Below are 24,260 nucleotides of genomic sequence, written 5' to 3'. Positions count from 1 at the left end.
CTCAGACCCTCGGCGGGTCCTGCGGCCCCCGCCCCGAAAGCACCTCGCCGTACGCCTGCATCAGGTCGGGCAGCCGCAGGGTCGACAGATCGTCGCGGCTCGGCTCGCCGGGATAACCGGAGAGCCGCAGGTCGCGGTAGGCGCAGCTCTTCTCGTAGAGCGTGCGCAGGAAGCGGCCGTTGCCCAGCTCGTCGATCCAGGCCTGGTCGACCACGTGCCCGCTGATGGAGCGCAGCTCGTCCAGGGCCTCCTCGTCCCAGACGTCGCCGTTCTCGGCGGCCAGGACCTCACCGATGGAGGTGAGTTCGAGGGGACGGTACGAGGGGAAGTCCACGCGGGTCGTGAAGCGGGACGAGAGCCCCGGATTGGCGGCCAGGAGGCGGTCCATGCCCTCGGGGTAGCCCGCGAGGATGACGACGAGGTGGTCGCGGTTGTCCTCGGCGCGCTTGAGCAGTACTTGGAGTGCCTCGTCGCCGTACGCGTCGCCCTTGCCGTAGCCCGAGTTGGACAGGGAGTAGGCCTCGTCGACGAAGAGGACGCCGCCGATCGCCGAGTCGATCAGTTCGTTGGCCTTCACGGCCGTCTGGCCCAGATACTCGCCGACCAGGTCAGCGCGCTGCGCCTCCACGAGATGGTCGCCGCCGAGCAGGCCGAGGGCGTAGAACGCCCGCCCGAGGATGCGGGCCACGGTGGTCTTGCCGGTGCCCGAGGGGCCGGAGAAGACGAAGTGTCGTTTCGGCGGCTGCACGGGAAGCCCCTGCGCGGCACGGAGGCGTGACATGTTCAGCTGCGCCGAGAGCGCCTTGACCTGCCGCTTGACCGGTTCGAGGCCGACCATCCCCTCCAGCTCGGCGAGCGCGGCCTCCAGAAGTGCGGGATCGGTCGGGCCGGGCGGCAGCTGCGGCAGCCCCGGCTGGATGGGGATCACGGCCTTCTCGCGCACCGAGTCGGTCTCGGTAGGGCCGCCGGTGGACGGCAGTTCGGGCTCGGTGACCTTCAGGTCGCGGCCTTCCGTGCCGAAGAGCGGATCGATGCCGTCGGGGCCGTCCATCACGTCCTGCCCGAAGCCGGTCAGGGCGATCGCCGCCAGGTCGGTCACCTCGTCGTAGCCGTCGCCCTCGGAGATCGCCGCGAGCCGCGCCGAGGTGTCCATGAAGGAGGGGTCCACCCGGTGCACCGCGCGGTAGAGCGGCAGCGCCGCCGCCGAGCGGCCCGTGCCCTCGTGCGCGCGGGCCAGCCAGTAGCGCAGCTCCTTGCGCTGCGGCTGCTCGCTGCGGCACCGCATCAGGGCCGCGGAGAGCAGCGGCTCGGCCTGGCCGTACATCTCCAGACGTACGCGGGCCATGCCTCCGAAGAGGCCTGCCTCGATGCCCAGCATCGCGTCGTCGATCAACGAGTCCGTGTGCCGGACCAACTGCTCCCAGTCCTTGACCAGATAGGAGCGGCAGGCGTGCAGGAAGCGCACCTGCGGATCGGCGTCGACCGGCGGCAGACCCGCCAACGCCCGGTCGAGCTCCGGGACATGTCGTCCGTCCAGCCAGTGCGAGGCGTGCGCGAGCAGCAGGTCACGCGTGCTCTCCAGGACGGGCTGCACCCACCAGCCCAGCCAGTACCAGGAGTTGAGCGTGCGCCCGTGCCGGGCGCGCTGTTCCCCGAACCTGTCCCTGTGCTGGAACATCCGCAGCAGCGCCGTCGTCGTGTCGATGCGCAGCGCGTGCAGTCCGAGCCAGCCGTCGGCCATCCCCGGATCCATCCGCACCGCCGCCCGGAACTCCTCCTCCGCCTGCGGATAGGCGCCCATCGTGTAGGCGTCGACGCCCCTCAGCCAGGCGAGGTCGGCCGGGGCGGGTGAGCCCACCGCGTCGAAGTCCATCACGTCCCCCACAAACCGTGCCCCCGTTTGTGTACCGCCGGACCGGTGCCCGTCGGCAAACTTCGTTGAACCGCCGTGCTGCGGACGGACGTTGAACCGGCGCGCAGAGCAGCCGTCCGTAAGTCGCACCGAAAGGCATCGTACCTGCGGGGGAGCACTCGGCCGTAGGGTGCCGCAGCGCGGGATCAGGCAGGTGAAGGGGGGCCTCTTCGTCACCGAGGGTGAGCGAAAGGCGGCTCGCAGCGTCCGGAATGCGAGGATGCAGGGCAGAACGAAGCCCCCGATCACGGGGGAACAACCGGGGGCTTCGCGTCTGCGGGCGACCCCGAAAGGCCGCACATTCAGAACGTAAGTCCTGTAAGGGCCCTCGGTCAAGCCGAGTTGAGGCACTCATGGAAACTGGCGCGAAGTTCTGGGAGCGCTCTTAGCGAGGGTCAGCTGACCGCCTCTGGTCCCTCACCCTGTGTGACGGATTGGTTGTGCGCAGGCGTCTCATTCGGTCCCCGCAGCACCTCATATCCCTCGCGGCACTGTCGCACCAAAGACTGAGCGAAGGGGCGCGAAGGGTCTTGCGCGAAGTGCCGGCGCTCCGCGGGCTCCCAGCCGTCCCAGAAGTCGCTCTGGACCGACCCGTCCCGGCGGCGCCCCCTGCCCCAGGCCTCATCTCGTGGCAGCTCCATCCACAGCAGCCGAGCCAGGAACGGCCGCAGTGCGCGGCGCCCCGCGCCGACCCCCTCGACAAGCACCACGGGCTCGGGCGCGAGGGTGCGGATCTCGGGACCGAAGCGGCGCGCGTGCCAGTCGTACGTCTCGTAGCGCGCCGTCTCGCCGCGCGAGAGCGGCAGGAGCACCTGCCGCCGCAGCCGCTCCGTCCAGTCGAACAGCGCGTCGTGGCTCGCGATGTCGTCGAGGCGCAGGACGGGGGCACCGCCCAGGGCGTCGGCGAGGCGGTCGGCGAAGGTGGACTTGCCGGAGCCCGCGTGCCCGTCGACGGCGACGAGACGGACGGGGCCGCAGGAGGGCGGCAGGCGCAGCAGCTCCGCGGCGACGTGAGACAGGGGCGTGGGAGTGGCGTGTGCGGTCATCGTGGGCAAGCGTACGGGTGCGGAATTCCCCGCTCCGCGCGCCGTCGCAGCTCACGCCAGTGGTCGAGGCCAATATTGACGGACGCGGTGGTGGTCCAAGCGCTGGTAGAAGTCGGCTTGAAGCAGCCATAGTTGGCCTACCGCCGTGTACCTGACCTGCCCCTTCCGGACCCGTCCGGAGCCCACGTCTATTGGGGGTCCCCGCCATGGACCGAGCTGATGACATGTCCCGCAGAACCGTCCTCGCCACGGCAGCGGCCGTGGCGGCACTGGCCGCCACCGCCGGCCCGGCACTCGCCTCGGGTGGCCCGAGCTCCGCGCCGCGCGCGAAGCGGCCCGTGAGCAACCGCTTCTGGACGTCGCACGCCGACTGGAGCGCCGGCACCGCCGAAGGCACCCGTGCCGTCCCCGGAGCCCGACCCGCCGTGGAGATCGCCGAGGCAGCGGGCCGCACCGAGTACGCCGACCCGCACACCGGCAAGACCGCCACCTGGGAGTACGCCCGGTGGACCTCGCCCGTGCACCGGCCGACCGTCCCCGCGACGGAGGTCGTCGCCTCCTGGAGCGCCCGCACGCCCACCGGCACGTGGCTCCAGGTCGAGCTCCAGGGGACGTACTCGGACAAGACGAAGACTCCTTGGTACGTCCTCGGCCGCTGGACCTCGGGCGACGACAAGGAGAAGGACATCCGCCGCACGTCGGTCGACGACCAGAGCGACGGCAAGTCGAGCATCTGGACGGACACCTTCGCCATCGACGACACGACGACGGGCCTGCGCCTCGTCTCGTACAAGCTGCGCCTGACGCTGTACCGCAAGCCGGGCGCCACCGAGACCCCCACCGTGTGGCGGCTCGGCGCCATGGCGTCCGCCGTCCCCGACCGCTTCACCGTCCCGGCGTCGAAGCCGGGGGTCACCAAGGAGCTGAAGGTCCCGCGGTACTCGCAGGAGACCCACGTCGGCCAGTACCCGGAGTACGACAACGGCGGCGAGGCCTGGTGCAGCCCGGCCTCCTCGCAGATGATCATAGAGTTCTGGGGCCGCAAGCCGACCGCCGCCGACCTGGCCTGGGTCGACCCGTCCTACGCCGACCCGCAGGTGTGCCACGCCGCCCGTTACACCTTCGACTACCAGTACGCGGGCTGCGGCAACTGGCCCTTCAACGCGGCCTACGCGTCGACGTACAAGGACATGCAGGGCGTCGTCACCCGCCTCGCGTCGCTCACCGAACTGGAGTCGCTGATCGCCGTCGGCATCCCGGTCATAACGTCACAATCGTTCCTCAAGGAGGAGCTGACGGGCGCGGGTTACGGCACGGCGGGCCACCTGATGACGGTGATCGGCTTCACGTCGAAGGGCGACGTGATCGCCAACGACCCCGCGTCGCCGAGCAACGAGGCGGTGCGGCGGGTCTACAAGCGGCGCGAATGGGAGAACATCTGGCTCCGCACGAAGCGCTACAACTCCACCGGGAAGGTGGTCTCCGGCACGGGGGGCGTCTGCTACCTGTACTTTCCGGTGAAGCTTTCCGCGAAGCAGAAGGCGGCGCTGGCTGACGTGGGCATTCACTGAGGCAGCGTTAGGCCCCTCTCCGCTCGGCGGAGAGGGGCCTAACGGCTACTGAGCTGTCGCGGGAAGCCGCAGCGTCCGCGCGAAGTCGTCCAGGGGCTCCATGACCGCGGCGATCACTTCCGGGTCGTCGTGATGCCCGCGCAGACAGACGTCGGGCAGACCGGGCGGAGTGTGCCAGTAGTACGTCACCGAGGTCATCATGATGCTGCTGTCCGCGGGGTAGGAACGCGTGACCCGCACCCCGTCCTCGCCCAGATACGGCGAGGCGAAGGCAACGCTGCCGGACCGCTGCTGCCACTCGGGGATCTCCGGATGCGGCACGGTGGGCGCGGTGAGCCCTTCGCAGGATGCCGCGTCGGGGGCTTCGCAGTGGATGCGGGTGGCGTGCATCACCAGCGGCATGGAGGTCAGCGGCACGGGGTGGTAGATGAACGCCTCGTCGGCCTGGAGCTTGTCCCGGAGGGTCACCACGGTCTGCTCGTAGAAGTTCTTGTGGAATCGGCGGAGTTTGCGGGTCAGTTCAATGCCATGGACGATGGCCAGCCCGGTCAAGTGCGGGTCCAGCCATTCCTTGAAGGTCTTCCTGTCGATCTGAAGCCAGAGGTAGCCCCAGAGATCGGGGTTGGCATCCGTGTCGATGTGGAGCTGAGCCCCGAGATCGGTGCTCCAGAGGGTGCCTTCGGACATTGACGGTCTCTTTCGTCGGGGGCGCGGGCAGATGGGGAGCCTTTAGGCATAGCTCCAGCGGAAGGTGCCCATGACGGCGTCGAACAGCTCCACGAGGGTGTCGTAGAAGGCGGGGTCCGAGCCGGGCGCGATCAGGGCGCTGAAGGAGAACGTGAGGTACTTGTCGGGGGCGCTGTCCGGGACCGGCACGAAGTACTCGACCCGGCGGTGAGCGACGTCGACGCCCTGGGCGGGATCGGCGGGTACATCGCGCTCGGAGCGCAGCGCCGCGGTCTCGTCGAGTTCCCGCACCTCGGCTCCGGGAGTCTCGGAGGCGAGCGCCATCAGGACTGCTTCCGGGCCGCTTTCGGGCCTGACCCTCGGGATCTCGATCGGTTCCGAGGCGACGATAGAGACGGGCAGCGCGACGCCGTGAAGCCGTTCGGTGGGGAGATAGAGGGTCATGCCGCCCTTGGCGCTGGCCCGGCGTACGACCTTCTTCATCTCCTGGGTGAGCTTCAGCCGGGCCTTCGGAATGTCGTCCTTGGGGAAGCCGACGGGCAGTTGCGCGATCGCCTTGCGGACGATGCGGTCCATCGCTTCCTCGGTACCCGAGTGCAGGGGGATCACGTCCCAGCCGGGCGGCGGCACGAGGTTGAAGCCGGACGGGACTTGGCGGTGCTCAACGGCGGCCACGGGAACCCCGCCTCTCTTCCACGGCGTAGGCGACACCGACGAAAAGCGCCCATGCCGGAGCAGCGATCATGCCTGCCCAGAAACCGAAGAACATCGAGGGCAGGAAGAAGCCGCCGCCCATGGCGAGATCCCGGGTCAGGTAGGGCGGACGGCTTGCGTGGCGGGGGTACTTCGCGAAGACCCAGACGTAGTGCAGAAGGCAGCCGATGATTCCGGCCTCATAGATGTAAAGAACGGTGTTCATCAGGGACTTCGGCACCAGGATCATGATCCCCAATACCGGCAGGAACAGGGGCATTCCGATGATCAGGGTCAGCCGGAGCCGCCGGTTGGGGCCGGTGCCGAGTCCGGTGCGACCGGCTTCGGCCTCGGCGATGCGTTGAGCCGAGTACAGGTCCATGGGGGTTCCTCGCTACCAGTGGGTGTCGGGGGCGGGCTTCAGGGTGTTGTCCTTCCAGTCCGAGTAGCCCGCGTTGTACGGCTTCTCGCCGGTTCCGAACTTCTCGTCCGTCACGCTTGTCAGGTCGCTCTTGCCCAGTGCCTTGTCCATGACGTCCATCCCCATGCCGGTCCAGGCAAGGCCAAGGCCCACCTGGTAGGACTTGTACGCCTTGTCCGCGGCCGCCCCCGCGGCGGCCGGGAAGGTGGCCTTGTTCGCCTGCAGCATTTTCGCCATGCCTGCCATCTCCTTGTCGCCGAGATGCAGCAGGGTCGAGAGCGGGCTGACCCTCAGCGGCCCCTTGGCCACCAGACCGACGTTCTGGGAGATGGACTTGCGGATGGCATTGCGCGACGTACCGATGGCTTGCCGCCCCAGCCCGTCCGGCAGTTTGTTCATCACCCGCCCCATGTCGTCCAAGACGCCCTTCACGCCGCTGAGCCCTCGGCTCAGACCCGCGGTCCGGGCGGCCTGGGCAGCGCCCACGGTGGCCTTGGCGCCGCTGGCGAGCTTCGCGGCGGCCCCGAGGCCACCCACCACGAGCAGCCCGCCCACGACGTCGAAGATGACATCGGTCCAGGTGGCATCGCCAGATGCCACCAGGAGGAGTCTGAGTCCGATCGTGAGCGCCGCGATGCCCAGAATGACGAGATTCAGGCCGGGGATGAGCAGCGCCAAAAAGCCCAGCGCCGTCGCGATCCAGCCGAGAACATCGATGAAGGCCTTGATCATGTCCGCGTTGTCATGAACCCAGCCCTTGACGTTGTCCCACCACGAGTCCTCGATGACATCGTCGATCTCGTCGTTGATCTTGCCGGCGTAGTGGCTTGCGTCGCTGTCGCGGTTTCCGGTGACGGTGCCGAGGCGGGTCCTGTACGTCTGCAGCGGGTCGTGATCAGTGCCGCTCACCGACGGGTTCGGCTTCTTGTCCTTGCCGTCGTCCTTGTCCGCCTTCTCGGCTTCCTTGGCCTTCTCCCGCTCGGCCTCCGCGTGCGCCTCCTTGGCCTCGCGCAGGATCCGGTCGGCGTCGCCCTGGTGGTCCTCAAGTTTGTTGGCCCACTTGGTGAGGTGCCCGTGCACCCGCTCGTACCGTGAGGCCACCTCCCGCATGTGCTTCTCCAGCGTGCCGGAGTCCTCGCGCAGGCGTTGGACGTACTTCCCCTTGAGCCTGTCCTCGTCCGAGATGGTCTTGAGGTTCTTCGCCTGCGTGCGCAGCTTCTCGGCGACCGAGACCATGTGCCGGACCTCTGCGCGGATCTCCTCCGGGTCGCCGGGAACAGGGTCGCTCTCGCACAGCGGGTCCCAGTCGACGGGGCGGCGCTTCGATGCCGCAGTGGTCACGGGCCCTTCCCCTCGCCTTTGCCCTTGCCTTTGGTCTGCTTGGCGAGTTCCTCGTCCAGCGCCTCGAAGGACTTCTTCGTCTCCGCCACGAGCTTGCCCGTCGATTCAAGGCCTTCGATGAGCCTGGTGCGGTAGTCGTCCCAGTTGTCGACGAAATCAGCCATGGCGTCCGCGATGCTCCCGGAGCCCCAGTGCTTCTCCATGTCGTCGCGACGGTTCTCGATGTCCTTGAACGTCGTGCGCAAAGTGCCGAGTTGGCGTTCGCAACTGCTCAAGAACTCGTAGTCGACCGTCAAGTCCTTGTCGGACACGGCTCTCCCTCCCGTGGCCTGGCTGCTGTACACGGCAGGCCGCAGAGCACGTTCAGTTCATGACGTTGGGATCGTAGCCGACTGCCCTGATCCGATCATCAGCCATGGAGACGGCCCCTCCCGTTCGTCCGGGAGGGGCCGTCGTATGCCCATAGGTTTGCTGACGGGCTACTTTGCGTCGGATGTACCTCGGCGCATACGAGCCGCCTTTTCGTCCACCTCGGTCTGGGAGGTTCCGGCCTGTACGACGATCACCGCCTGGGTGCCGTCCGGCAGCGTCGCCTCGCGCATCTCCGTGCCCAGCAACGCGGGTCGCTTCTGCTCCTGCTCGTGGTCCGGCATGAGACCTCCCAGTTCGACGGGGGACCCACCGTAGACCTGGTCCCCCCGTCGATCAGGCGTCCGACAGGCCGCTTCACACGAACGCCGCCGCCAGACGACGGACCCGGGCCGCCAGACGATGGATGCCCTCAGTTTTGTACCGGGTCCACCACCCAGTCCGGGTGCCCCGGCATGGGCGGCGTCTTCGGGCCGTACAGCCATGGCCGCAGGAAGCCTTCCAGGTCCTCGCCCGCGACCTTCGACGCCAGGTCGATGAACTGCTGGGTGCTCGCGGTCTTTCCGCGGAAGCCGCTGACCCATGCCCGTTCGATCTTCTCGAAGGTCGCGTTGCCGACCTGCTCGCGCAGGGCGTAGAGGACCAGGGCCGAGCCGTCGTACCGCATGCGCTTGAAGAGGTTCGGCTCGGTCGGCTCCGCGGGGGCGCCGAAGTCGTGGCGCCACTGGTCGTGCGCGGCGTAGGCCGTCTTCATGGCGGCCTCGAAGCTGTCGCCGCCGTGCTCCTCGGAGTACATCCGCTCGTAGAAGCGGGCGTGCCCCTCGCTCACCCACAGGTCGGACCAGCTCTTGAGGGCGACGCTGTCGCCGAACCACTGGTGGGTCAGCTCGTGCACCATGTTCCGTTCCGCGTCGACCTTGGTGCCCAGCAGGTCCGCCTTCGGGATGAGGGAGAGGGTCTGGGTCTCCAGGGCGACGCCCAGGTCCGTGTCGCCGACCAGGAGGCCGTAGCGGTTGAAGGGGTAGGGGCCGAGCTTCTCCTGGAGCCAGGTGAGGTGGTCGGGAGTGAGCTTGCGGTACTCCGCCGTCGGCTCGACCAAGGCGTCCGGCACCACGTCCCGGAGGGGCAGGCCGCCGGGCCCCTTGCCTTCGACCAGCTTGAACTTGCCGACCGCCATCTGCACCAGCTGGGTGGAGAGCGGCTGTTCGGAGTCGTACGTCCAGCGCACCCGGTCACCGGGGCGTTCCGTGCGGTTGACCAGCTTGCCGTTGGCGACCGCCGTCAGGTCCTTCGGCGTGGTGATGCGGAAGGTGATCGGCGCCCGCTGGCTGGGGTGGTCGTTCGCCGGGAAGATCAGCCGGGCGCCGTTCGGCTGCGGATAGACCACCGTGCCGTCGGCGGTGGGTATCCAGCCGTAGTCCTCGATGGCGTCGTCGCGGTGGCGCGTCTGCGTCGGATCGGCGGTGTACGTGACCTTGGCGGTGAACGAACGGCCTTTGCCGACAGGGGACTTGGGCGTGACCGTCAGCTCGTCCCCGGCGCGGGACGTGCGCGCCGATGAACCGTCGACCTGCACGCCGTGCAGGGTGTTGCCCCCGAAGTCCAGGTTGAAGCGCGACAGCGACTGCGTGGCGGTCGCCTTGATCGTCGCCGTCGCCTCGAACGGTGTCCTCGGCGCCTGCCAGTCGAAGTCCAGGGTGTAGCGGTCCACCCGGTATCCGCCGTTCCCGTCCAGCGGGAACATCGGGTCGCCCAGGCCGGGCGCACCGGGCGACGGTGTCCCGGAGACGGACGGCGCGGCCTGTGACGCCGTGCCGGTGAGAGCCGCCGTCATGGTGATGGCGGCAGCGAGGGCGAGCCGCGCTCTGCGGCGGGGCGTCCGGTACGGCCGGTACGTCCGGTGCGTGCTCATCGGAAACCTTTCGGTCGGAAGGTTGCGCGGACGAGCGGCGGGGGGTGCGCCTGGGGGTGTGCCCCACCACGTGTAATGAGACGCACGGCACTCGGTGCGAGTTGCACGGGACCCGCCCAGTGGGGGCAAGGGCCGCGGTGGGAGGCCGGGCCCGCGAGTGACCAAGCTCTCGCCCGCGGCGGCGGAATCCGATGGCAAGGTGGTTGGGTCAGTGGGGGGAGTCCGCTGCCGGACGTCGCGTCGAGAGGCGTGACGCATACGTATCGAGTGATGCCATGACCGCTGCCACAGCCACTGCCACCGCACAGCCCCGGGCGACCACGCGCACGGGCGGCCCCAAGGAAGACGGCCCGAAGGTGCTCGAGCACGTCCTCGGCTGGACGCTCGTCGTCGTCCTCGCGATGCTCGTCACGCAGATCGGTCTGCTGTGACCCCGGTTACCCCGGTCTCTTGAGCGTCGTAGGCCTGCCCCCGGTCGAGGTCCGCCCGCCAATGCCGCCGCGGCACGCCCACGAGTCCGTAGAGCAGGCGCACGGGTGAGCGCCGTGACAGCAGCGTGAGCCCCGCGATCACCGCGAACAGCGGCAGGCCGAGCCACCCGCCCAGAAGCCGCACGAGGACGCTCGCGACGAGCGCACCGACGAACGGCAGGCCGTAGACCCCGGCCGCCGCGACGGTGATCGCCAGGAACCGGTGCACCTTGCGGTCCTCGTCCGCGCCGGGCAGCGACCAGCCCTCCATCAGCCAGCCGATCTCGGTCAGCAGCATCGTGCCGATCACGGCCGCGCCGAAGATCAGCAGCGCGAGGAACGTCCCGGACGTCAGGAAGTCCAGTACGTGGTTGACCACGCTGTCCCGCTGCCAGTCGGCGAAGTCCCGGGCCTCGGCGGAGAAGAACCGCTCGTACCCCCTGCCGTCCCAGCCGTGGACCAGCGTCCAGAAGAGCAGGAAGTACCCGCCCACGCACTGGAGATACGCCCAGTAGCCGGCCCCCGCCAGGACGAGCCCCTGCGCCACCAGGAACCCGAGGATCGCGGCGACGGGCATCCCGCCCGCGTAGAAGAGCACGAACCCCGCCCACACGCCGTCGTGCCCGTCGGCGACGTGCATCGTCGCCCACGCGGGGTTCTGCCAGAGCAGGAAAAGCCCCGTCGGCACCATCAGGACCGCCGCGAAGAGCGCGGTGAGCGCCAGATACGGATTGGCGGCACGGCTGCGCGTCCGCGGCCCCTCGCCCGCGTTGATCCGCTCCCACACCTGGAGCTGCCGGGCCGCGGAGAGCGCGAACGTCGCGCCGACCGCGTACGCCCAGAAGAGGGCCGCCTGGATCTGGATCATGCCGAAGCCCTCAGGGTGAGGCCGCCCGCGACGATCAAGTCCGAGGTGACGAGCGCCTGTTCGGCCTGTACGTCGGTCATGAAGACGAACGGCGGCACGACGGGCGGCACCGGCAGCTTGTCGGGCGTGAAGGTCAGACAGAGCAGCCCCTCCAGGCAGCCCTTGAACTTCGTCAGATAGAGCGTGACGGAGCCGCTGAGGTCCAACGTGTCGGCTCCCAGGGTGAGTTCTTCGCCCCCGTCGCGCGTCTTCAGCCGGTAGTCGGTGAGGGATGCGGCCTTCATCTTCAGCACCATGACCTTCAACGGCCCGTCCACCGTGGGGATCTCGCGTACGCCGGCCAGGAGGAACCCCTGCGGCGAGAAGAGCGTGGTGGTGACGGTCGGCGGAGTCCTCGCCGCCACCATCTCCTGACCGGGCGCCGCCTTCGCCGGAGTGCCGCCCCACAGCGTCGCCCCCACGATGACCACCGGAAGCAGCACACCGAGCGTCCGCGTGCCCTGCCCGTCCCGCACCCTCGGCCGCTCGGCGTCCTCTTCGGCGCCCTCGGGCACCGGCGTCCAGCCGAACCCCATCGCGCTGCCGACGATGCCGAGCGCCATGCCCACCAGGAACCCGCCGAGGTTCGTGGCCGCGAACGAGAGCACCGAAAGGATCAGGGCGTTGACGCTCACATAGTGATGGGCGTGCGGCAGCAGCCACAGGAAGATCCCGGCGGCGATCAGGGCGAGCCCGATGCCGATCGCCGCGAGCCCGCCGAGCCCCAGGCTGACCAGGACCGTCAGCGGTGACAGCGGCACGAGGAGCAGTTCGGCGCCGCCGAGTATCAGCAGCAGGCCGCCCCAGAAGGGCCGGGTGCGCCGCCACCTGCGCAGCACCCGGCGCGCTTCCGGCAGCGGCAGCCGCTTGTCCAGCCGGCCGCCGCCGTCCCTGCTCCACGGTCTGACCCCGGCTCTGCGGCCGCCGGTCAGAAGCACTTCTTGCCGCCGATGCTGACGTCGAGCTTCATGCCCTTGAGCCGGAAGTTCCCGCCGGTCGCCGACCAGGCGTGGGACTTCACCCCGGAGACGGTGATGTCTCCGGCCTGCAGCCCGAACTTCCCCCTCTCGCCCTTGACGCCGGACACCTCGTCCAGGGTCGAGGCGTCCCGGCCGATCTCCGCCGTGCCGAAGCGGGCGTCGCCCTCCAGGTCCTCGCCGTCGATGATGAGATTGCTCGCGGTGACCTCGCCCGCGGAGCCGCCCGCGGTCAGCTTGAACACCACGGTGCCCACCGGGGTCTTGACCTCGGCGGCCTGGCAGATGTCGGACAGGGTCGCGTCACCGATCCCGAGGAGCGCCACCGGGTGCCCCTTGCCGTCGATGTCCCGGTCGGTCTGTACGTAGGAGGACAGGCCCTCGCTGGTGAGCTTGCCGGATGACACCTGGAAGCTGGTGCCGGAGACGGCGAAGGAGGCGGCGAGCGCCCCCTCGGCCATCACGGAGGCCATCGCGCCGACGGCCAGGACGGCCGGCAGGGCCACGACGGCCGTCTTCTTCCAGGAGGTTCTGCCCTCGCGCAAAGGGGTACGCGCTGCGCTCATGTGTCTTCCTCCCGTACGGCGGTCCGTGTGCGTAGGGGGAGTGCGTGAGAGAGCGCCGTCGGACGCAGAACCGGCAGGTGGCGTTGGTTCTGCCATACTGCGGATTCCCGAGGCAGTTGGAGACTAGGGCCGAAATTGAATAATAGTCAACAGCGCGGCACCGACCGTCCCGCGGACGCCCGACCGCAGGCGCGCGGCACCGACCGCTCCGTGGCGCGCCGCGCCGAACTCATCACCATTGGGCGGAAGTTGTTCGCCGACACGTCGTACGACGCGCTCTCGATGGACGACATCGCCAAGCAGGCGTCCGTCGCCAAGGGGCTGATCTACTACTACTTCAAGTCCAAGCGCGGCTACTACCTCGCGATCATCGAGGACTCGGTCGCGGAGCTGGTCGCGCGCGCAGGGCGCCACGACGACCTGCCGCCCGCGGAACGGGTGCGCAGCACCATCGACGGCTATCTGCGCTACGCCGAGCACCACCAGGCCGCGTACCGCACCATCATCAGCGGCGGTGTCGGCTTCGACGCTGAGGTGCACGCCATACGCGACGGCGTGCGCAAGGCCCTGATCGGCGCGATCGCCGACGGGGCGTACGGCCGCCGCGACATCCCGGAGCTGGCGCGCACCGCGCTGCTCGGCTGGCTGTGCAGCGTCGAGGGCGTCACGCTCGACTGGATCGGCAGCCGGGGTCTGACGCGCGAGACGGTGGGTGAGCTGCTGGTGCGGACCCTCGGCGACACCCTGCGCGTCATCGAGGAGTTCGAGCCGTCCTTCCCGGCCCCGCCGCGGTCGTGAGGGCCCGTCGGCGCCATTGAGGAAGGGGCGGGAGCCGACCGGCTCCCGCCCCAATGTCCTTACACGCAAGGTCAGTTGATGGCCTTGATCAGCTCACCGTCCGCCGTGTCACCGCTCAGCTCCCAGAAGAAGGTGCCGCCGAGACCGGCCTGGTTCTTGTAGTCCATCTTTCCCGCGATGGTGGCCGGGGTGTCGTAGCTCCACCAGTTGGTCCCGCAGTGCGCGTACGCGGTCCCGCCGACCGTGCCGTTGGCCGGGCACTTGGTCTTCAGTTCCTTGTAGTCGTCGATGCCCGCCTCGTACTTGCCCGCGGCGGCCCCGGTGGCGGTGCCGCCGGGCTCCTTCTGCGTGACGCCCGTCCAGCCGCGGCCGTAGAAGCCGATGCCGAGGAGCAGCTTGTCGGAGGGGATGCCGAGGCCCTGAAGCTTCTTGATGGTGGCGTCGGTGTTCCAGTTCGCCTTGGGCGCGCCCTCGTACGTCTTCAGGGGTGAGTGCGGGGCGGTCGGGCCCTTCGCCTCCCAGGCACCGAAGTAGTCGTACGTCATCGGGTTGTACCAGTCGACGTACTGGGCGGCGCCCGCGTAGTCGGCGGCGTCGATCTTGCCGCCCTCCTCGGCGTCGGCCGGGATGGCCGCGGTGACGAGGTTCTCGCCGCCGAACTTCGCCCGCACCGCGGACATCAGGTCCTTGTACGCCGCGCGCCCGCTGGTGTCACACGTCAGGCCGCAGGCGTTGGGGTATTCCCAGTCGATGTCGATGCCGTCGAAGACATCGGCCCACTTCGAGTTCTCGACCAGGTCGTAGCAGGACTGGGCGAACGCGGCCGGGTTCTTGGCCGCCTCGGTGAAGCCGCCGGACCAGGTCCAGCCGCCGAAGGACCACAGGACCTTCAGGTCCGGGTGGAGCTTCTTGAGCTTGCGCAGCTGGTTGAAGTTGCCGCGCAGCTCCTGGTCCCAGGTGTCGGCCTTGCCGTCGACGGACTGCTCGGCGGTGTACGCCTTGTCGGTCGCCGCGTAGGCGTCGCCCATCGTGCACTTGCCGCCCTGGACGTTGCCGAAGGCGTAGTTGATGTGCGTGAGCTTGTCGGCCGAACCGGACGTCTCGACGTTCTTGACGTGGTAATTCCGGTCGTAGGTGCCCCACTCGGTGAAGTAGCCGACGACCTTGGAGCCGGCCGCGGCCTTCGTCGCGGAGTCCTTGTCCTGCTCGGCCGTGGCGGTGCCCGCGCCGGCGAGCAGACCTCCGCCGAGCACGGCACAACACGCTGTGGCTATGAGCGCCCTGAAGGGGGCGCGGGAGAGGTGCGGTCTGAGCATCGTTTCTCCTCGTGGGGGGAGAGGGTGCATGGGGGGACGTGGTGCTGTTGACCTGCGGGTGCCGTCCGAACGTCGGTGAACGTTGAATTGGCATGAACGCGGTAAGGCGCTCGGCTGGACTCTAGGAGGACTAGACCAGTGGGGTCAATGGTTCGGACCAATTCAGGGCCCCGCTCGCGGGCGTCGGTTATCTTTTGAGTAAGCGGTCGTTAACTAGTGACGGGCCGCCGCCGATCGGGCATACTCAACGCGCCAGAGCCGCTGGTCACAGCACCTTCCGCGACCCGGAAGGGCGCCATCGGCCGGGCGTGAGACACGGTGGCGCCGCACTACCCCGCGGGTCCGCCGCAGTGCCGAAAGGGAGGATGCGATCGTGCCTGAGCGAAGCTTGCAGCAGCCGGTGGACCGTCAGCTGCCCACGGACGAGGCGCGGGATCTGTTCTCGCTCGTCCGTGACCTCGTCCAGCGGGAGATCACTCCCCGCGCGGCCGAGGAGGAGGACGCCGGGCGCTTCCCGCGCGAGGTCTTCGCCCTCCTCTCCGAATCCGGACTGCTCGGGCTTCCGTACGCCTCCGAGTTCGGCGGCGGCGACCAGCCGTACGAGGTCTATCTCCAGGTCCTCGAAGAGCTCGCCGCGGCGCGGCTCACCGTCGGTCTCGGCGTCAGCGTCCACTCCCTGTCCTGCCACGCGCTCGCGGGTTACGGCACCAAGGAGCAGCAGGCCGAGCACCTGCCCGCGATGCTCGGCGGCGGGCTCCTCGGGGCGTACTGCCTCTCCGAGCCGGCCTCGGGATCGGACGCCGCGTCCCTGCGGACGAAGGCCGTCCGTGACGGCGACTCATGGGTGATCAGCGGAACGAAGGCGTGGATCACGCACGGCGGGGTCGCCGACTTCTACACCGTCCTCGCCCGCACCGGGGGCGAAGGCGCCCGCGGCATCTCCGCGTTCCTGGTGCCGGGCGACGCCGCAGGGCTGAACGCGGCGGTGCCCGAGAAGAAGATGGGGATGAAGGGCTCGCCCACCGCCCAGATCAACTTCGACGGGGTACGGGTGTCCGACGCCCGCCGCATCGGCGAGGAGGGCCAGGGCTTCGCGATCGCGCTGTCAGCGCTCGACTCGGGGCGGCTCGGCATCGCGGCCTGTGCGATCGGCGTGGCGCAGGCGGCACTCGACGAGGCGCTCGGCTATGCCACCGAGCGACGGCAGTTCGGAAAGCCGATCGCGGACTTCCAGGGCCTTCGGTTCATGCTCGCGGACATGGCGACGCAGATCGAGGCGGGCCGGGCGCTCTATCTCTCGGCGGCGCGGCTGCGGGACGCGGGCAGGCCGTTCTCCAAGCAGGCGGCCATGGCCAAGCTGCTGTGCACGGACGCCGCGATGAAGGTGACGACGGACGCCGTACAGGTCCTCGGCGGGTACGGCTACACCGCGGACTTCCCGGTGGAGCGTTTCATGCGCGAGGCGAAGGTGCTGCAGATCGTCGAGGGGACCAATCAGATCCAGCGGATGGTCATCGCCCGTCACCTCGCGGGTCCCGAGACGCGCTGAACTGGTCCCGGGGCGCGCTGAACTGACCGTGCCTGACCGGGGGCGCCGCGAGCCGCACCCACTCCGGGTCGTGCCGCCCCGGCAGGGTCTTGCCCCGCTCGGCCCAGCTCCGGATGAGGGCGCGGTAGATGGGCGGATCCTGCAGGTGCGGCGGCTGGGGCTGGGGCGGCGGTTGCTGGTGGTGGTGCGGATGGGGGCGCTGCGGCTGCTGAGGGTGCTGGGGATGCTGGGGAACCGATTCTGCGTCGGGCGGGGGAGCCGTCAGGAGGGTGCGCCTGCGGCGGCCGGTCGGCTGGTGCGCCATGGGCATCGGCGTGGGGGTGGTCATACGCGGCCAACGCGCCCCGCGGGGGACAAGTCACCGCTCGCGGGATTCGCCCCTCAGTTCGTGGCATGCCCGTGTCGAGGTCTGGGGCGGGCCCCGCTTTCCCGTGACCGAGCGAGGGCGTGGCGCCGGTGTCACGGCTCCCGGACGGGGAGGTGCGGCGCCCCGAACGCGGGCTGACATGTGTCTGGCTCCGGCACGCGGTCTGACGTACCGTCAACTCCGCGCCGGGGGCCCGGCAACGGCCGCGCGCCCGCCAAACACCGCGCGCCCAGGGAGGTTTGCCGTGGCAGACGACCGCCCCGTCCCGCTCGACGAGTACCCGATCCATCAGGTCCCGCTGTCCATGAAGCAGGTCGCGACGGGCGACCGCAACGCCTACGACCGCTGTATCTTCCACCTCTTCGACCACCAGGGGCAGGCGCTCCTCATCCTCGGGCTCGGCGTCTACCCGAACGTGGGTGTGATCGATGCGTACGCCACCTTGCGCACCGGGGATACGCTCCACGCCGTACGCGCGTCCGACGCGCTCGGCGACGACCGGATGAACCTCTCCGTCGGCCCCCTCACGATCACTGTCGAGGAACCGCTGCGACGGCTGCGCCTGACGTGCGCCGCCGATCCCGCCGCCCCCGACTCCCTCTCGTACGACATCACGTGGAGCGCCGGCTTCCCCGCCCTCTGGGAGCCGCACCACATCCAGCGGCGCGGCGACCGGCTGTCCCTCGAAGGGCGCCGCTTCGTCCAGGCGGGCGGCTGCGAGGGGGTGATCCGCGTCGGCGGCGAGGATATCGCGGTGACGGCGGGGGAGTGGACCGCCACCCGCGACCGGAGCTGGGGAGTGCGGCCCATACCCGGCGAGGAACGCGGGCGTCTGGAGGAGGAGTTCGGCACCGAGGGCTTCCACTGGATCTGGAGCCCCGTGCGCTTCGACGACCGCTTCCTGATGGTCATCACCCAGGAGGACGCGGACGGCTACCGCACCCTCAACGAGGCCACCGTCGTACGCCCCGGGATGCGCGACCGCCAACTCGGCTGGCCCCAGGCCGACATCACCTACCGCTCCGGCACCCGGCACCCCGAGCGCGCCGTCATCCACCTCACCGACCCGGACGACCGCAAGCCCCTCGAACTCGGCGTCGAGGTCCTCGCCTCCCTGCCGCTGGCCGTGGGCGCCGGATATCCGCCCGCGGACGACTGGCAGCACGGCACCTGGCGGGGGCGCGGCTGGACCGACCGCCGCACGTATGACCTGTCCGATCCGGCGGCGCACCCGATGGCCGCCTACGGAGTCATCGACCACGCCGCGCGCTTCACCCTCGACGGGCAGACCGGGTACGGCATTTTCGAGCACGGCAGCTTCGGCCGCCACGACCCGAGCGGTTTCACCGGCTTCGAATCGGTCGCGCCCTGAGAGGAATCCGCGATGGCGACAGAACCCAGCAGGCCCCGCCTCCGCACCACCACGCGCGACCCCGAGGAACTCACCCGCAGGCTCACGGCCTGGCTCGGCACACGGCTGCCGGGCGCCAAGGCCACCGGCGTGCGCGTGCCGGAGTCCAACGGCATGTCGAGCGAGACCCTCCTCTTCGACATCGAGCACCCCCAACCGCCGCTGCGGGCCTGCGCGTTGCGCGTGGCGGCGGACCCGGCCGCGTACACGATCTTCCCGGTCTACGACCTGCCGCGCCAGCACCGCACGATGCGGCTCGTCGCCGAGCACACCGACCTGCCGGTGCCGCGCGTGCTGTGGCTGGAGGAGGACCCGGGGCCGCTCGGCGCGCCCTTCTTCGTCATGGAGCGGGTCGAGGGACGCGTGCCGCCGGACGTCATGCCCTATACCTACGAGGGGAATTGGCTCCATGCGGCGAGTGACGCCGAGCGCGCGCACCTGGAGGACGCGTCGATCCGCCTGCTCGCCCACCTCCACGACCAAGTTCCCGTGGCGGAAGCCGAGTTCCTCGCCCTGCCGGGCGAAGGCAGCCCGCTGCGCCGCCACGTCGACGCCCAACGCGCCTACTACGGCTGGGTGGTCGACGGCCTGCCCCGCTCACCCCTCATCGAGAGCGCCTTCGAGCGGCTGGAGGAGCGGTGGCCGGACGACGAGGGCGAGCCCGTCCTCAACTGGGGCGACGCGCGCATCGGAAACGTCATCTACGACGGCTTCGACCCCGTGGCCGTACTGGACTGGGAGATGGCGGCGCTCGCACCCCGCGAGGTCGACCTCGGCTGGATGGTTTACCTGCACCGCTTCTTCCAGGACTTGACGGTGAGCTTCGGGCAGGAGGGCCTGCCCGGCTTCCTGCGCCGCGACACCATCGAGGAGGGCTATGCCCGGCTCACCGGCCACACGCCCCGGTCCATGGACTTCCACACGCTGTACGCGGCGCTGCGGCACGCCATCGTCATGCTGCGCGTCGCCTACCGCCAGGTGCACTTCGGCGAGGCCACGGTCCCCGAGGACCCGGACACGCTGATCCTGCACCACGCCAGCCTGGCGGCCATGGTGCAGGGCAGCTACTGGTAGCCCTCAGGCCGCGGAGCGGCGGTCCGGCTGGGGCACGACACGACGCGGGCGCGAGCCCTGGCCGCCGACGTGCGAGAAGGGCTGTGTCCGCCAGTCGAGTCCCTGAGGGAGCGTCAGGAGCAGGGCGGTGTCCTGCTCCTGAGCCTCCATCGACTCGTCGGCGGGCTCGGCGTCGGCCGCCGCGCGGCCCGTGCCCGCACACACCGTGAGCCCGAACGGGTTCCACGGCTGGGCGCACAGCGCGTGCTCGGGCAGTACGTCCTCGTCGGCAAGGAGCGCGATGGGCTGTGCGCAGTCCGGGCACGTCACCCGGTACATCTCGAAGGTGTCGTACGCGTCGAACTCGGATTCACCCGATTCGACGCCCTCCGATACGGGTGCGGGCGCGGATTCGTCGGAGCGCTGCTGCTTGCTGCGGGCAGTGCGACCGGGGCGCTTCAGATTCTGCATGGGATTCTCCCCCTTGGGTGGGCCGAGAAGGCGCTGCGGCCTCGACCACAGCAAGCACTTCCCGTCCCGTCGTAGACGTAATCGTGACATCCCTTTGGACACGGTCACAGGTATGTGGCGTTCGTCACATGCCCCGAGAAGATGCCGCCGTCGCGCCTACCGGTATCCGGAGGGATCAAGAGCCCTGTAGGTTCGGCGCATGGAGGAGCTGGACCGACAGATCGTGCAGCTGCTCGTCAAGGACGGGCGGATGAGCTACACCGACCTGGGCAAGGCCACGGGCCTGTCCACATCGGCCGTGCACCAGCGGGTGCGCCGCCTGGAGCAGCGCGGCGTCATCCGCGGCTATGCCGCGGTCGTGGACGCCGAGGCCGTCGGGCTGCCGCTCACGGCGTTCATCTCGGTGAAGCCGTTCGACCCCAGCGCACCCGACGACATCGCCGAACGCCTCGCGGGCGTCCCGGAGATCGAGGCGTGCCACAGCGTGGCGGGCGACGAGAACTACATCCTCAAGGTGCGCGTCGCGACCCCCCTGGAACTCGAACACCTGCTGAGCCGCCTGCGCGCACTCGCCGGCGTCTCCACGCGGACGACGGTCGTCCTCTCCACGCCGTACGAGGCCCGGCCCCCGCAGGTCTGAGCCGCCCGTGGGCGACCCCTGCGCGGGGCCCGCACGGGCAGGGGCCAAACTGGTCCCATGAGCGAGAGCACCACCCCCCAGAACGGCCCCCAGGGCCACCGCACCGTGCTGCTGCGCGGTGGCGACGTCCACAGCCCCGCCGATCCGTTCGCCACGGCCATGGTCGTCGAACGCGGGCACGTCGCCTGGGTGGGATCCGAAGGCGCGGCCGACGCCTTCGCCGACGGCGTGGACGAGGTCGTCGACCTCGAAGGAGCCCTCGTCACCCCCGCGTTCACCGATGCGCATGTGCACACCACGTCGACCGGACTCGCCCTGGCGGGCCTCGACCTGACGCGGGCCCGCTCCCTGGGCGAAGCGCTCGCGCTCGTACGGGAGCACGCCGCCGCCCGGCCGCACGACCGGGTCCTGCTCGGCCACGGCTGGGACGCGGCCCGCTGGACGGACGGGCGTCCGCCCACGCGCGCGGAACTCGACGAGGCGGCCGGTGGCCGTCCCCTCTACCTCACCCGCATCGACGTCCACTCGGCCGTCGTCACCACGGCGCTGCTCGACCTCGTCCCCGGCGTCACCGGGCGCACCGGCTTCCGTCCGGACGCGCCGCTGACCGGCGACGCCCATCACGCGGTGCGCGCCGCGGCACTCGGCGCGCTCACCCCGCAGCAGCGCACCGAGGCCCAGCGGGCGGCGCTGCGGCGTGCCGCGTCCCTCGGCATCGGCTCCGTGCACGAGTGCGCGGGACCCGAGATCTCCAGCGAGGACGACCTCACCGGACTGCTGCGCCTCGCCGCCGACGAGCCCGGACCGCGCGTCGTCGGCTACTGGGCGGAGCAGGGCGAGCAAGGCGTCGCCCGTGCAAAGGAACTGGGGGCCGTCGGCGCCGCGGGCGACCTCTTCGTCGACGGGGCGCTGGGCTCGCACACCGCCTGCCTGCACGAGCCGTACGCCGACGCCGGCCACACCGGCACCGCCTATCTGGACGCGCCCGCCGTCGCCGCGCACGTCGTCGCCTGCACCGAGGCAGGGGTCCAGGCGGGTTTCCACGCCATCGGTGACGCCGCGGTGACCGCTGTCGTCGAGGGCATCCGCGCCGCCTCCGAGAAGGTCGGCCTGGCCCGCGTCCGCGGCGCCAGGCACCGCGTCGAGCACGCCGAGATGCTCACCCCGGAAACGATCGCCGCCTTCGCCGAACTCGGCCTCACCGCCTCCGTGCAGCCCGCCTTCGACGCCCTGTGGGGCGGCGACGACGGCATGTACGCCCGGCGCCTGGGCACCGAACGGGCCCGCACCCTCAACCCGTACGCGGCCCTCCTGCGCACCGGCGTCCCGCTCGCCTTCGGCTCCGACAGCCCCGTCACCCCGCTCGATCCCTGGGGCACCGTCCGCGCCGCCGCGTTCCACCAGACCCTCGAGCACCGCGTGTCGGTGCGCGCGGCCTTCACGGCCCACACCCGGGGCGGCTGGCGGGCCATCGGCCGGGACGACGCGGGTGTCCTGGTGCCGGGGGCGCCCGCGGACTACGCCGTGTGGCGCACCTCGGATCTCGTGGTCCAGGCGCCGGACGACCGCGTCGCCCGCTGGTCGACCGATCCGCGCTCCGGCACGCCCGGCCTTCCGGACCTCTCCCCGGGCGCCGAACTCCCGGTCTGCCTGCGCACGGTGGTCTTCGGACAGCCGGTCTTCGTAGGGCCACAAGAGTGATGTCCCGGCGGTGCGTACGGCCGATCGCGGCTCGTTGTCGCGTCGCACGACCTGCGTATCCTCGGCACTGACCTGGCTGTCTTTGGAATCGGCCCAGGTCACATGGCTATTGACAGAACGCGGCCGTCGGCCGGTAGGTTCGGCCGGGTCCACCAAAGGACGTCCGACCGGAGAAATTCCACGCAGCCGTCGAACGCCGCTGGGCCATGGGCGGTGTGCCGCACCGGCGCACCACCACTGGGAGCCAGGTCCAGCGCCCGCGCCGCGGAAGCGAGGGAACGTTCCACCGGGCCGGCAGGTGTGACCCGGGTGGGGCCCGGACGCTCAGTAGACAACGGCTCTCGGTCGACCCGCAGCCAGCGGGACCCAGGTCGGCCCGAAGGGTGCCGGGCCCCGATCCGCAGTACTCCCCTCTACCGCCCGTGCCGCCGTGGCCGTGCGGGAAGCGGCCACTATGGTGGTCCTCTGCGTACGAACGAAGGGGCAGTAGTGAACGACGGCGGTGCGGTCTCCGAAACCGGTGACCAGGGGAGGCAGTTCGGCCCGCTCGGCCTGGCCTTGGTGATCATTCCGACCTACAACGAGGCGGAGAACATCCAGGCCATCGTCGGTCGTGTCCGCGTCGCCGTGCCCGAGGCGCACATCCTTGTCGCCGATGACAACAGCCCCGACGGCACCGGCAAGATCGCCGACGAGCTCGCGGCCGACGACGAGAACGTGCACGTGCTGCACCGCAAGGGCAAGGAAGGCCTCGGCGCGGCCTATCTCGCGGGCTTCCAGTGGGGCCTGGACAACGGCTACGGCGTGGTCGTCGAGATGGACGCCGACGGCTCCCACCAGCCCGAGGAACTGCCCCGGCTGCTGACCGCGCTCAAGGGCGCCGACCTCGTGCTCGGCTCGCGCTGGGTGCCGGGCGGACGCATCGTGAACTGGCCCAAGTACCGCGAGATCATCTCGCGCGGCGGCAGTACTTACTCCCGCCTGATGCTCGACGTGCCGATCCGCGACGTCACCGGCGGCTACCGCGCCTTCCGCCGCGAGACCCTCGAAGGCATCGGCCTCGGCGAGGTCGCCTCCCAGGGGTACTGCTTCCAGGTCGACCTGGCGCGCCGCGCGATCAAGGCGGGATATCACGTCGTCGAGGTGCCGATCACCTTCGTCGAGCGGGAGCACGGCGACAGCAAGATGAGCCAGGACATCGTGGCCGAGGCGCTGTGGCGGGTCACCGCGTGGGGCGTGGGGGAGCGGGTGGGCCGTGTGGGCCGCGCCCTGGGCCGCAAGGAGGCCGAGGGTGCGCAGGAGCCCGCCAAGGACGGCAAGAAGCCCTGATCGTCGTCTTCGCCGACCCCGCTTGTTGATCACTCCCTTATGCCGGTCTGAGCCGGGTCCAGGCACACTGGAGCCATGACGACTGGCGTACCGCCCACCCGACCCGCCCGGCCCCGGCGCTCCCGCGTCCTCAGGTTCCTGCCGCTCGGCATCGCCGCGTGGCTGGTCCTGGAGATCTGGCTGCTCACCGTCGTGGCGGGCGCCGCCGGCGGGCTCACGGTGTTCTTGCTGCTCGTGGCCGGTGTGGTGCTCGGCGGGATGGTCATCAAGCACGCCGGGCGCCGCGCCTTCCGGGAGCTGAGCGAGGCGGTGCAACAGCAGCAGAGCGGCCTGGCGCCGCATCCCTCCGAGCGGGGCGGCGGCAACGCCCTGACGATGCTGGGCGGCCTGCTGATCATCCTGCCGGGGCTGATCTCCGACGCCCTGGGACTGCTTCTGCTGGTGCCGCCCGTCCAGAAGGCCGTCAGTCGAACGGCGGAGAGGACTTTCGAGCGCAAGGTCCGCGAGGCGGCCACCCAGGGCGGTCTCGGCGAGGCCTTCCAGCAGGCGCGCATGCACCGTCCGGACGGCAAGGTCGTCCAGGGCGAGGTCATCAGGGACGACGAGCGTCCGCCGCGCGGCGCGCACCCGGACGACCCGCAGCTTCCGCCCCGCTGAGCGGGCCGGCGCACACGCCCGCTGAGCGGGCCGACGCACACGAAGGCCGGGGCCCCTGCTCAGCAGGGGCCCCGGCCTACGTGTGCGGTGTTGTTC

Annotated in this window: 24 protein-coding genes; 10 read left to right on the top strand and 14 right to left on the bottom strand. The window is 70.2% G+C overall.

What is annotated here, in order from left to right; all coding sequences use genetic code 11:
* Window position 1: 1 nt before the first annotated feature.
* Both ACWFRU_RS41260 and ACWFRU_RS41255 read right to left on the bottom strand, forming a co-directional pair.
* The gene (locus tag ACWFRU_RS41260) at window positions 2-1,873 is read right to left on the bottom strand and encodes an AAA family ATPase (protein WP_453693850.1); all 1,872 of its coding nucleotides are present in this window, start codon (window positions 1,871-1,873) and stop codon (window positions 2-4) included.
* Between the two features lie 434 nt (window positions 1,874-2,307).
* Window positions 2,308-2,958, bottom strand: a complete 651-nt coding sequence (locus ACWFRU_RS41255) for a uridine kinase family protein (protein WP_453693848.1) — start codon at window positions 2,956-2,958, stop codon at window positions 2,308-2,310.
* 206 nt (window positions 2,959-3,164) lie between these two features.
* Between ACWFRU_RS41255 and ACWFRU_RS41250 the strand changes: the two genes are divergently transcribed.
* Window positions 3,165-4,529 (top strand): peptidase C39 family protein, encoded by a 1,365-nt coding sequence (locus ACWFRU_RS41250; protein ID WP_453693846.1) that lies wholly within the window; start codon window positions 3,165-3,167, stop codon window positions 4,527-4,529.
* A gap of 45 nt (window positions 4,530-4,574) precedes the next feature.
* On the opposite strand, the gene ACWFRU_RS41245 is transcribed toward ACWFRU_RS41250, so the two are convergent.
* From ACWFRU_RS41245 to ACWFRU_RS41215, 7 genes are all read right to left on the bottom strand, one after another.
* Entirely contained in the window at window positions 4,575-5,216 is a 642-nt protein-coding gene (locus ACWFRU_RS41245) for a hypothetical protein (RefSeq protein WP_453693844.1), read from the bottom strand.
* A 42-nt stretch (window positions 5,217-5,258) separates the two neighbouring features.
* Window positions 5,259-5,891, bottom strand: a complete 633-nt coding sequence (locus ACWFRU_RS41240; protein ID WP_453693842.1) for a hypothetical protein — start codon at window positions 5,889-5,891, stop codon at window positions 5,259-5,261.
* A complete protein-coding gene (locus tag ACWFRU_RS41235; RefSeq protein WP_453693840.1) occupies window positions 5,878-6,291 on the bottom strand; it encodes a hypothetical protein in 414 nt (137 codons plus the stop codon). Before ACWFRU_RS41235 ends, ACWFRU_RS41240 begins: the two co-directional genes overlap by 14 nt.
* Before the next feature lie 12 nt (window positions 6,292-6,303).
* Window positions 6,304-7,671 carry a putative T7SS-secreted protein gene (locus tag ACWFRU_RS41230; RefSeq protein ID WP_453693838.1) on the bottom strand — a complete coding sequence of 456 codons (1,368 nt, stop codon included), beginning with the start codon at window positions 7,669-7,671 and terminating at the stop codon, window positions 6,304-6,306.
* Entirely contained in the window at window positions 7,668-7,982 is a 315-nt protein-coding gene (locus ACWFRU_RS41225) for a WXG100 family type VII secretion target (protein ID WP_453693836.1), read from the bottom strand. Before ACWFRU_RS41225 ends, ACWFRU_RS41230 begins: the two co-directional genes overlap by 4 nt.
* 168 nt (window positions 7,983-8,150) lie before the next feature.
* Window positions 8,151-8,324 carry a hypothetical protein gene (locus ACWFRU_RS41220; protein ID WP_453693834.1) on the bottom strand — a complete coding sequence of 58 codons (174 nt, stop codon included), beginning with the start codon at window positions 8,322-8,324 and terminating at the stop codon, window positions 8,151-8,153.
* A gap of 128 nt (window positions 8,325-8,452) precedes the next feature.
* A complete protein-coding gene (locus tag ACWFRU_RS41215) occupies window positions 8,453-9,952 on the bottom strand; it encodes a M1 family metallopeptidase (RefSeq protein WP_453693832.1) in 1,500 nt (499 codons plus the stop codon).
* Window positions 9,953-10,227: 275 nt separating this feature from the next.
* Here ACWFRU_RS41215 and ACWFRU_RS41210 point away from each other — a divergent pair, with 275 nt between their 5' ends.
* Entirely contained in the window at window positions 10,228-10,383 is a 156-nt protein-coding gene (locus tag ACWFRU_RS41210) for an SCO1431 family membrane protein (protein WP_363211071.1), read from the top strand.
* On the opposite strand, the gene ACWFRU_RS41205 is transcribed toward ACWFRU_RS41210, so the two are convergent.
* The 3 genes from ACWFRU_RS41205 to ACWFRU_RS41195 are packed head-to-tail and all read right to left on the bottom strand — an operon-like array spanning window position 10,361 to window position 12,872.
* Window positions 10,361-11,290 (bottom strand): hypothetical protein, encoded by a 930-nt coding sequence (locus ACWFRU_RS41205; RefSeq protein ID WP_453693830.1) that lies wholly within the window; start codon window positions 11,288-11,290, stop codon window positions 10,361-10,363. The two genes, ACWFRU_RS41210 and ACWFRU_RS41205, sit on opposite strands and share 23 nt — an antisense overlap.
* Window positions 11,287-12,267 carry a DUF6114 domain-containing protein gene (locus ACWFRU_RS41200; protein ID WP_453693828.1) on the bottom strand — a complete coding sequence of 327 codons (981 nt, stop codon included), beginning with the start codon at window positions 12,265-12,267 and terminating at the stop codon, window positions 11,287-11,289. Before ACWFRU_RS41200 ends, ACWFRU_RS41205 begins: the two co-directional genes overlap by 4 nt.
* Window positions 12,258-12,872, bottom strand: coding sequence for a DUF6230 family protein (locus ACWFRU_RS41195; protein ID WP_365821080.1), 615 nt, complete (start codon window positions 12,870-12,872; stop codon window positions 12,258-12,260). The genes ACWFRU_RS41200 and ACWFRU_RS41195 overlap by 10 nt, the downstream gene beginning before the upstream one ends.
* A 135-nt stretch (window positions 12,873-13,007) precedes the next feature.
* On the opposite strand from ACWFRU_RS41195, the gene ACWFRU_RS41190 reads away from it, so the two are divergent.
* Window positions 13,008-13,670 (top strand): TetR/AcrR family transcriptional regulator, encoded by a 663-nt coding sequence (locus tag ACWFRU_RS41190; protein ID WP_453693826.1) that lies wholly within the window; start codon window positions 13,008-13,010, stop codon window positions 13,668-13,670.
* Window positions 13,671-13,741: 71 nt separating this feature from the next.
* Here ACWFRU_RS41190 and ACWFRU_RS41185 read toward each other — a convergent pair whose 3' ends face one another.
* On the bottom strand, window positions 13,742-14,986 hold the full coding sequence (locus ACWFRU_RS41185) for a glycoside hydrolase family 18 protein (protein WP_453693824.1): 1,245 nt from the start codon (window positions 14,984-14,986) through the stop codon (window positions 13,742-13,744).
* A 373-nt stretch (window positions 14,987-15,359) separates the two neighbouring features.
* Here ACWFRU_RS41185 and ACWFRU_RS41180 point away from each other — a divergent pair, with 373 nt between their 5' ends.
* The 3 genes from ACWFRU_RS41180 to ACWFRU_RS41170 all read left to right on the top strand — a co-directional run bounded on the left by ACWFRU_RS41180 (window position 15,360) and on the right by ACWFRU_RS41170 (window position 19,387).
* Window positions 15,360-16,535 (top strand): acyl-CoA dehydrogenase family protein, encoded by a 1,176-nt coding sequence (locus ACWFRU_RS41180; RefSeq protein WP_453693822.1) that lies wholly within the window; start codon window positions 15,360-15,362, stop codon window positions 16,533-16,535.
* 611 nt (window positions 16,536-17,146) lie between these two features.
* The gene (locus ACWFRU_RS41175) at window positions 17,147-18,274 is read left to right on the top strand and encodes a hypothetical protein (protein ID WP_453693820.1); all 1,128 of its coding nucleotides are present in this window, start codon (window positions 17,147-17,149) and stop codon (window positions 18,272-18,274) included.
* Window positions 18,275-18,286: 12 nt separating this feature from the next.
* Window positions 18,287-19,387, top strand: a complete 1,101-nt coding sequence (locus tag ACWFRU_RS41170) for a phosphotransferase family protein (RefSeq protein WP_453693818.1) — start codon at window positions 18,287-18,289, stop codon at window positions 19,385-19,387.
* A 3-nt stretch (window positions 19,388-19,390) separates the two neighbouring features.
* On the opposite strand, the gene ACWFRU_RS41165 is transcribed toward ACWFRU_RS41170, so the two are convergent.
* A complete protein-coding gene (locus ACWFRU_RS41165; RefSeq protein ID WP_453693816.1) occupies window positions 19,391-19,837 on the bottom strand; it encodes a hypothetical protein in 447 nt (148 codons plus the stop codon).
* Between the two features lie 199 nt (window positions 19,838-20,036).
* Between ACWFRU_RS41165 and ACWFRU_RS41160 the strand changes: the two genes are divergently transcribed.
* The 4 genes from ACWFRU_RS41160 to fxsA all read left to right on the top strand — a co-directional run bounded on the left by ACWFRU_RS41160 (window position 20,037) and on the right by fxsA (window position 24,164).
* On the top strand, window positions 20,037-20,477 hold the full coding sequence (locus ACWFRU_RS41160; protein ID WP_160503714.1) for an Lrp/AsnC family transcriptional regulator: 441 nt from the start codon (window positions 20,037-20,039) through the stop codon (window positions 20,475-20,477).
* A 57-nt stretch (window positions 20,478-20,534) separates the two neighbouring features.
* Window positions 20,535-22,178, top strand: coding sequence for an amidohydrolase (locus ACWFRU_RS41155; RefSeq protein ID WP_453693814.1), 1,644 nt, complete (start codon window positions 20,535-20,537; stop codon window positions 22,176-22,178).
* A gap of 465 nt (window positions 22,179-22,643) precedes the next feature.
* Complete coding sequence (locus tag ACWFRU_RS41150) at window positions 22,644-23,507, top strand: polyprenol monophosphomannose synthase (protein WP_453693865.1); 864 nt, start codon at window positions 22,644-22,646, stop codon at window positions 23,505-23,507.
* A gap of 75 nt (window positions 23,508-23,582) precedes the next feature.
* Window positions 23,583-24,164, top strand: a complete 582-nt coding sequence (fxsA, locus tag ACWFRU_RS41145; protein ID WP_453693812.1) for an FxsA family membrane protein — start codon at window positions 23,583-23,585, stop codon at window positions 24,162-24,164.
* Window positions 24,165-24,260: the final 96 nt, after the last annotated feature.

The sequence above is a fragment of the Streptomyces sp. NPDC055099 genome, from assembly GCF_053607685.1.
This window is presented reverse-complemented; position numbering and strand designations above follow the sequence as displayed.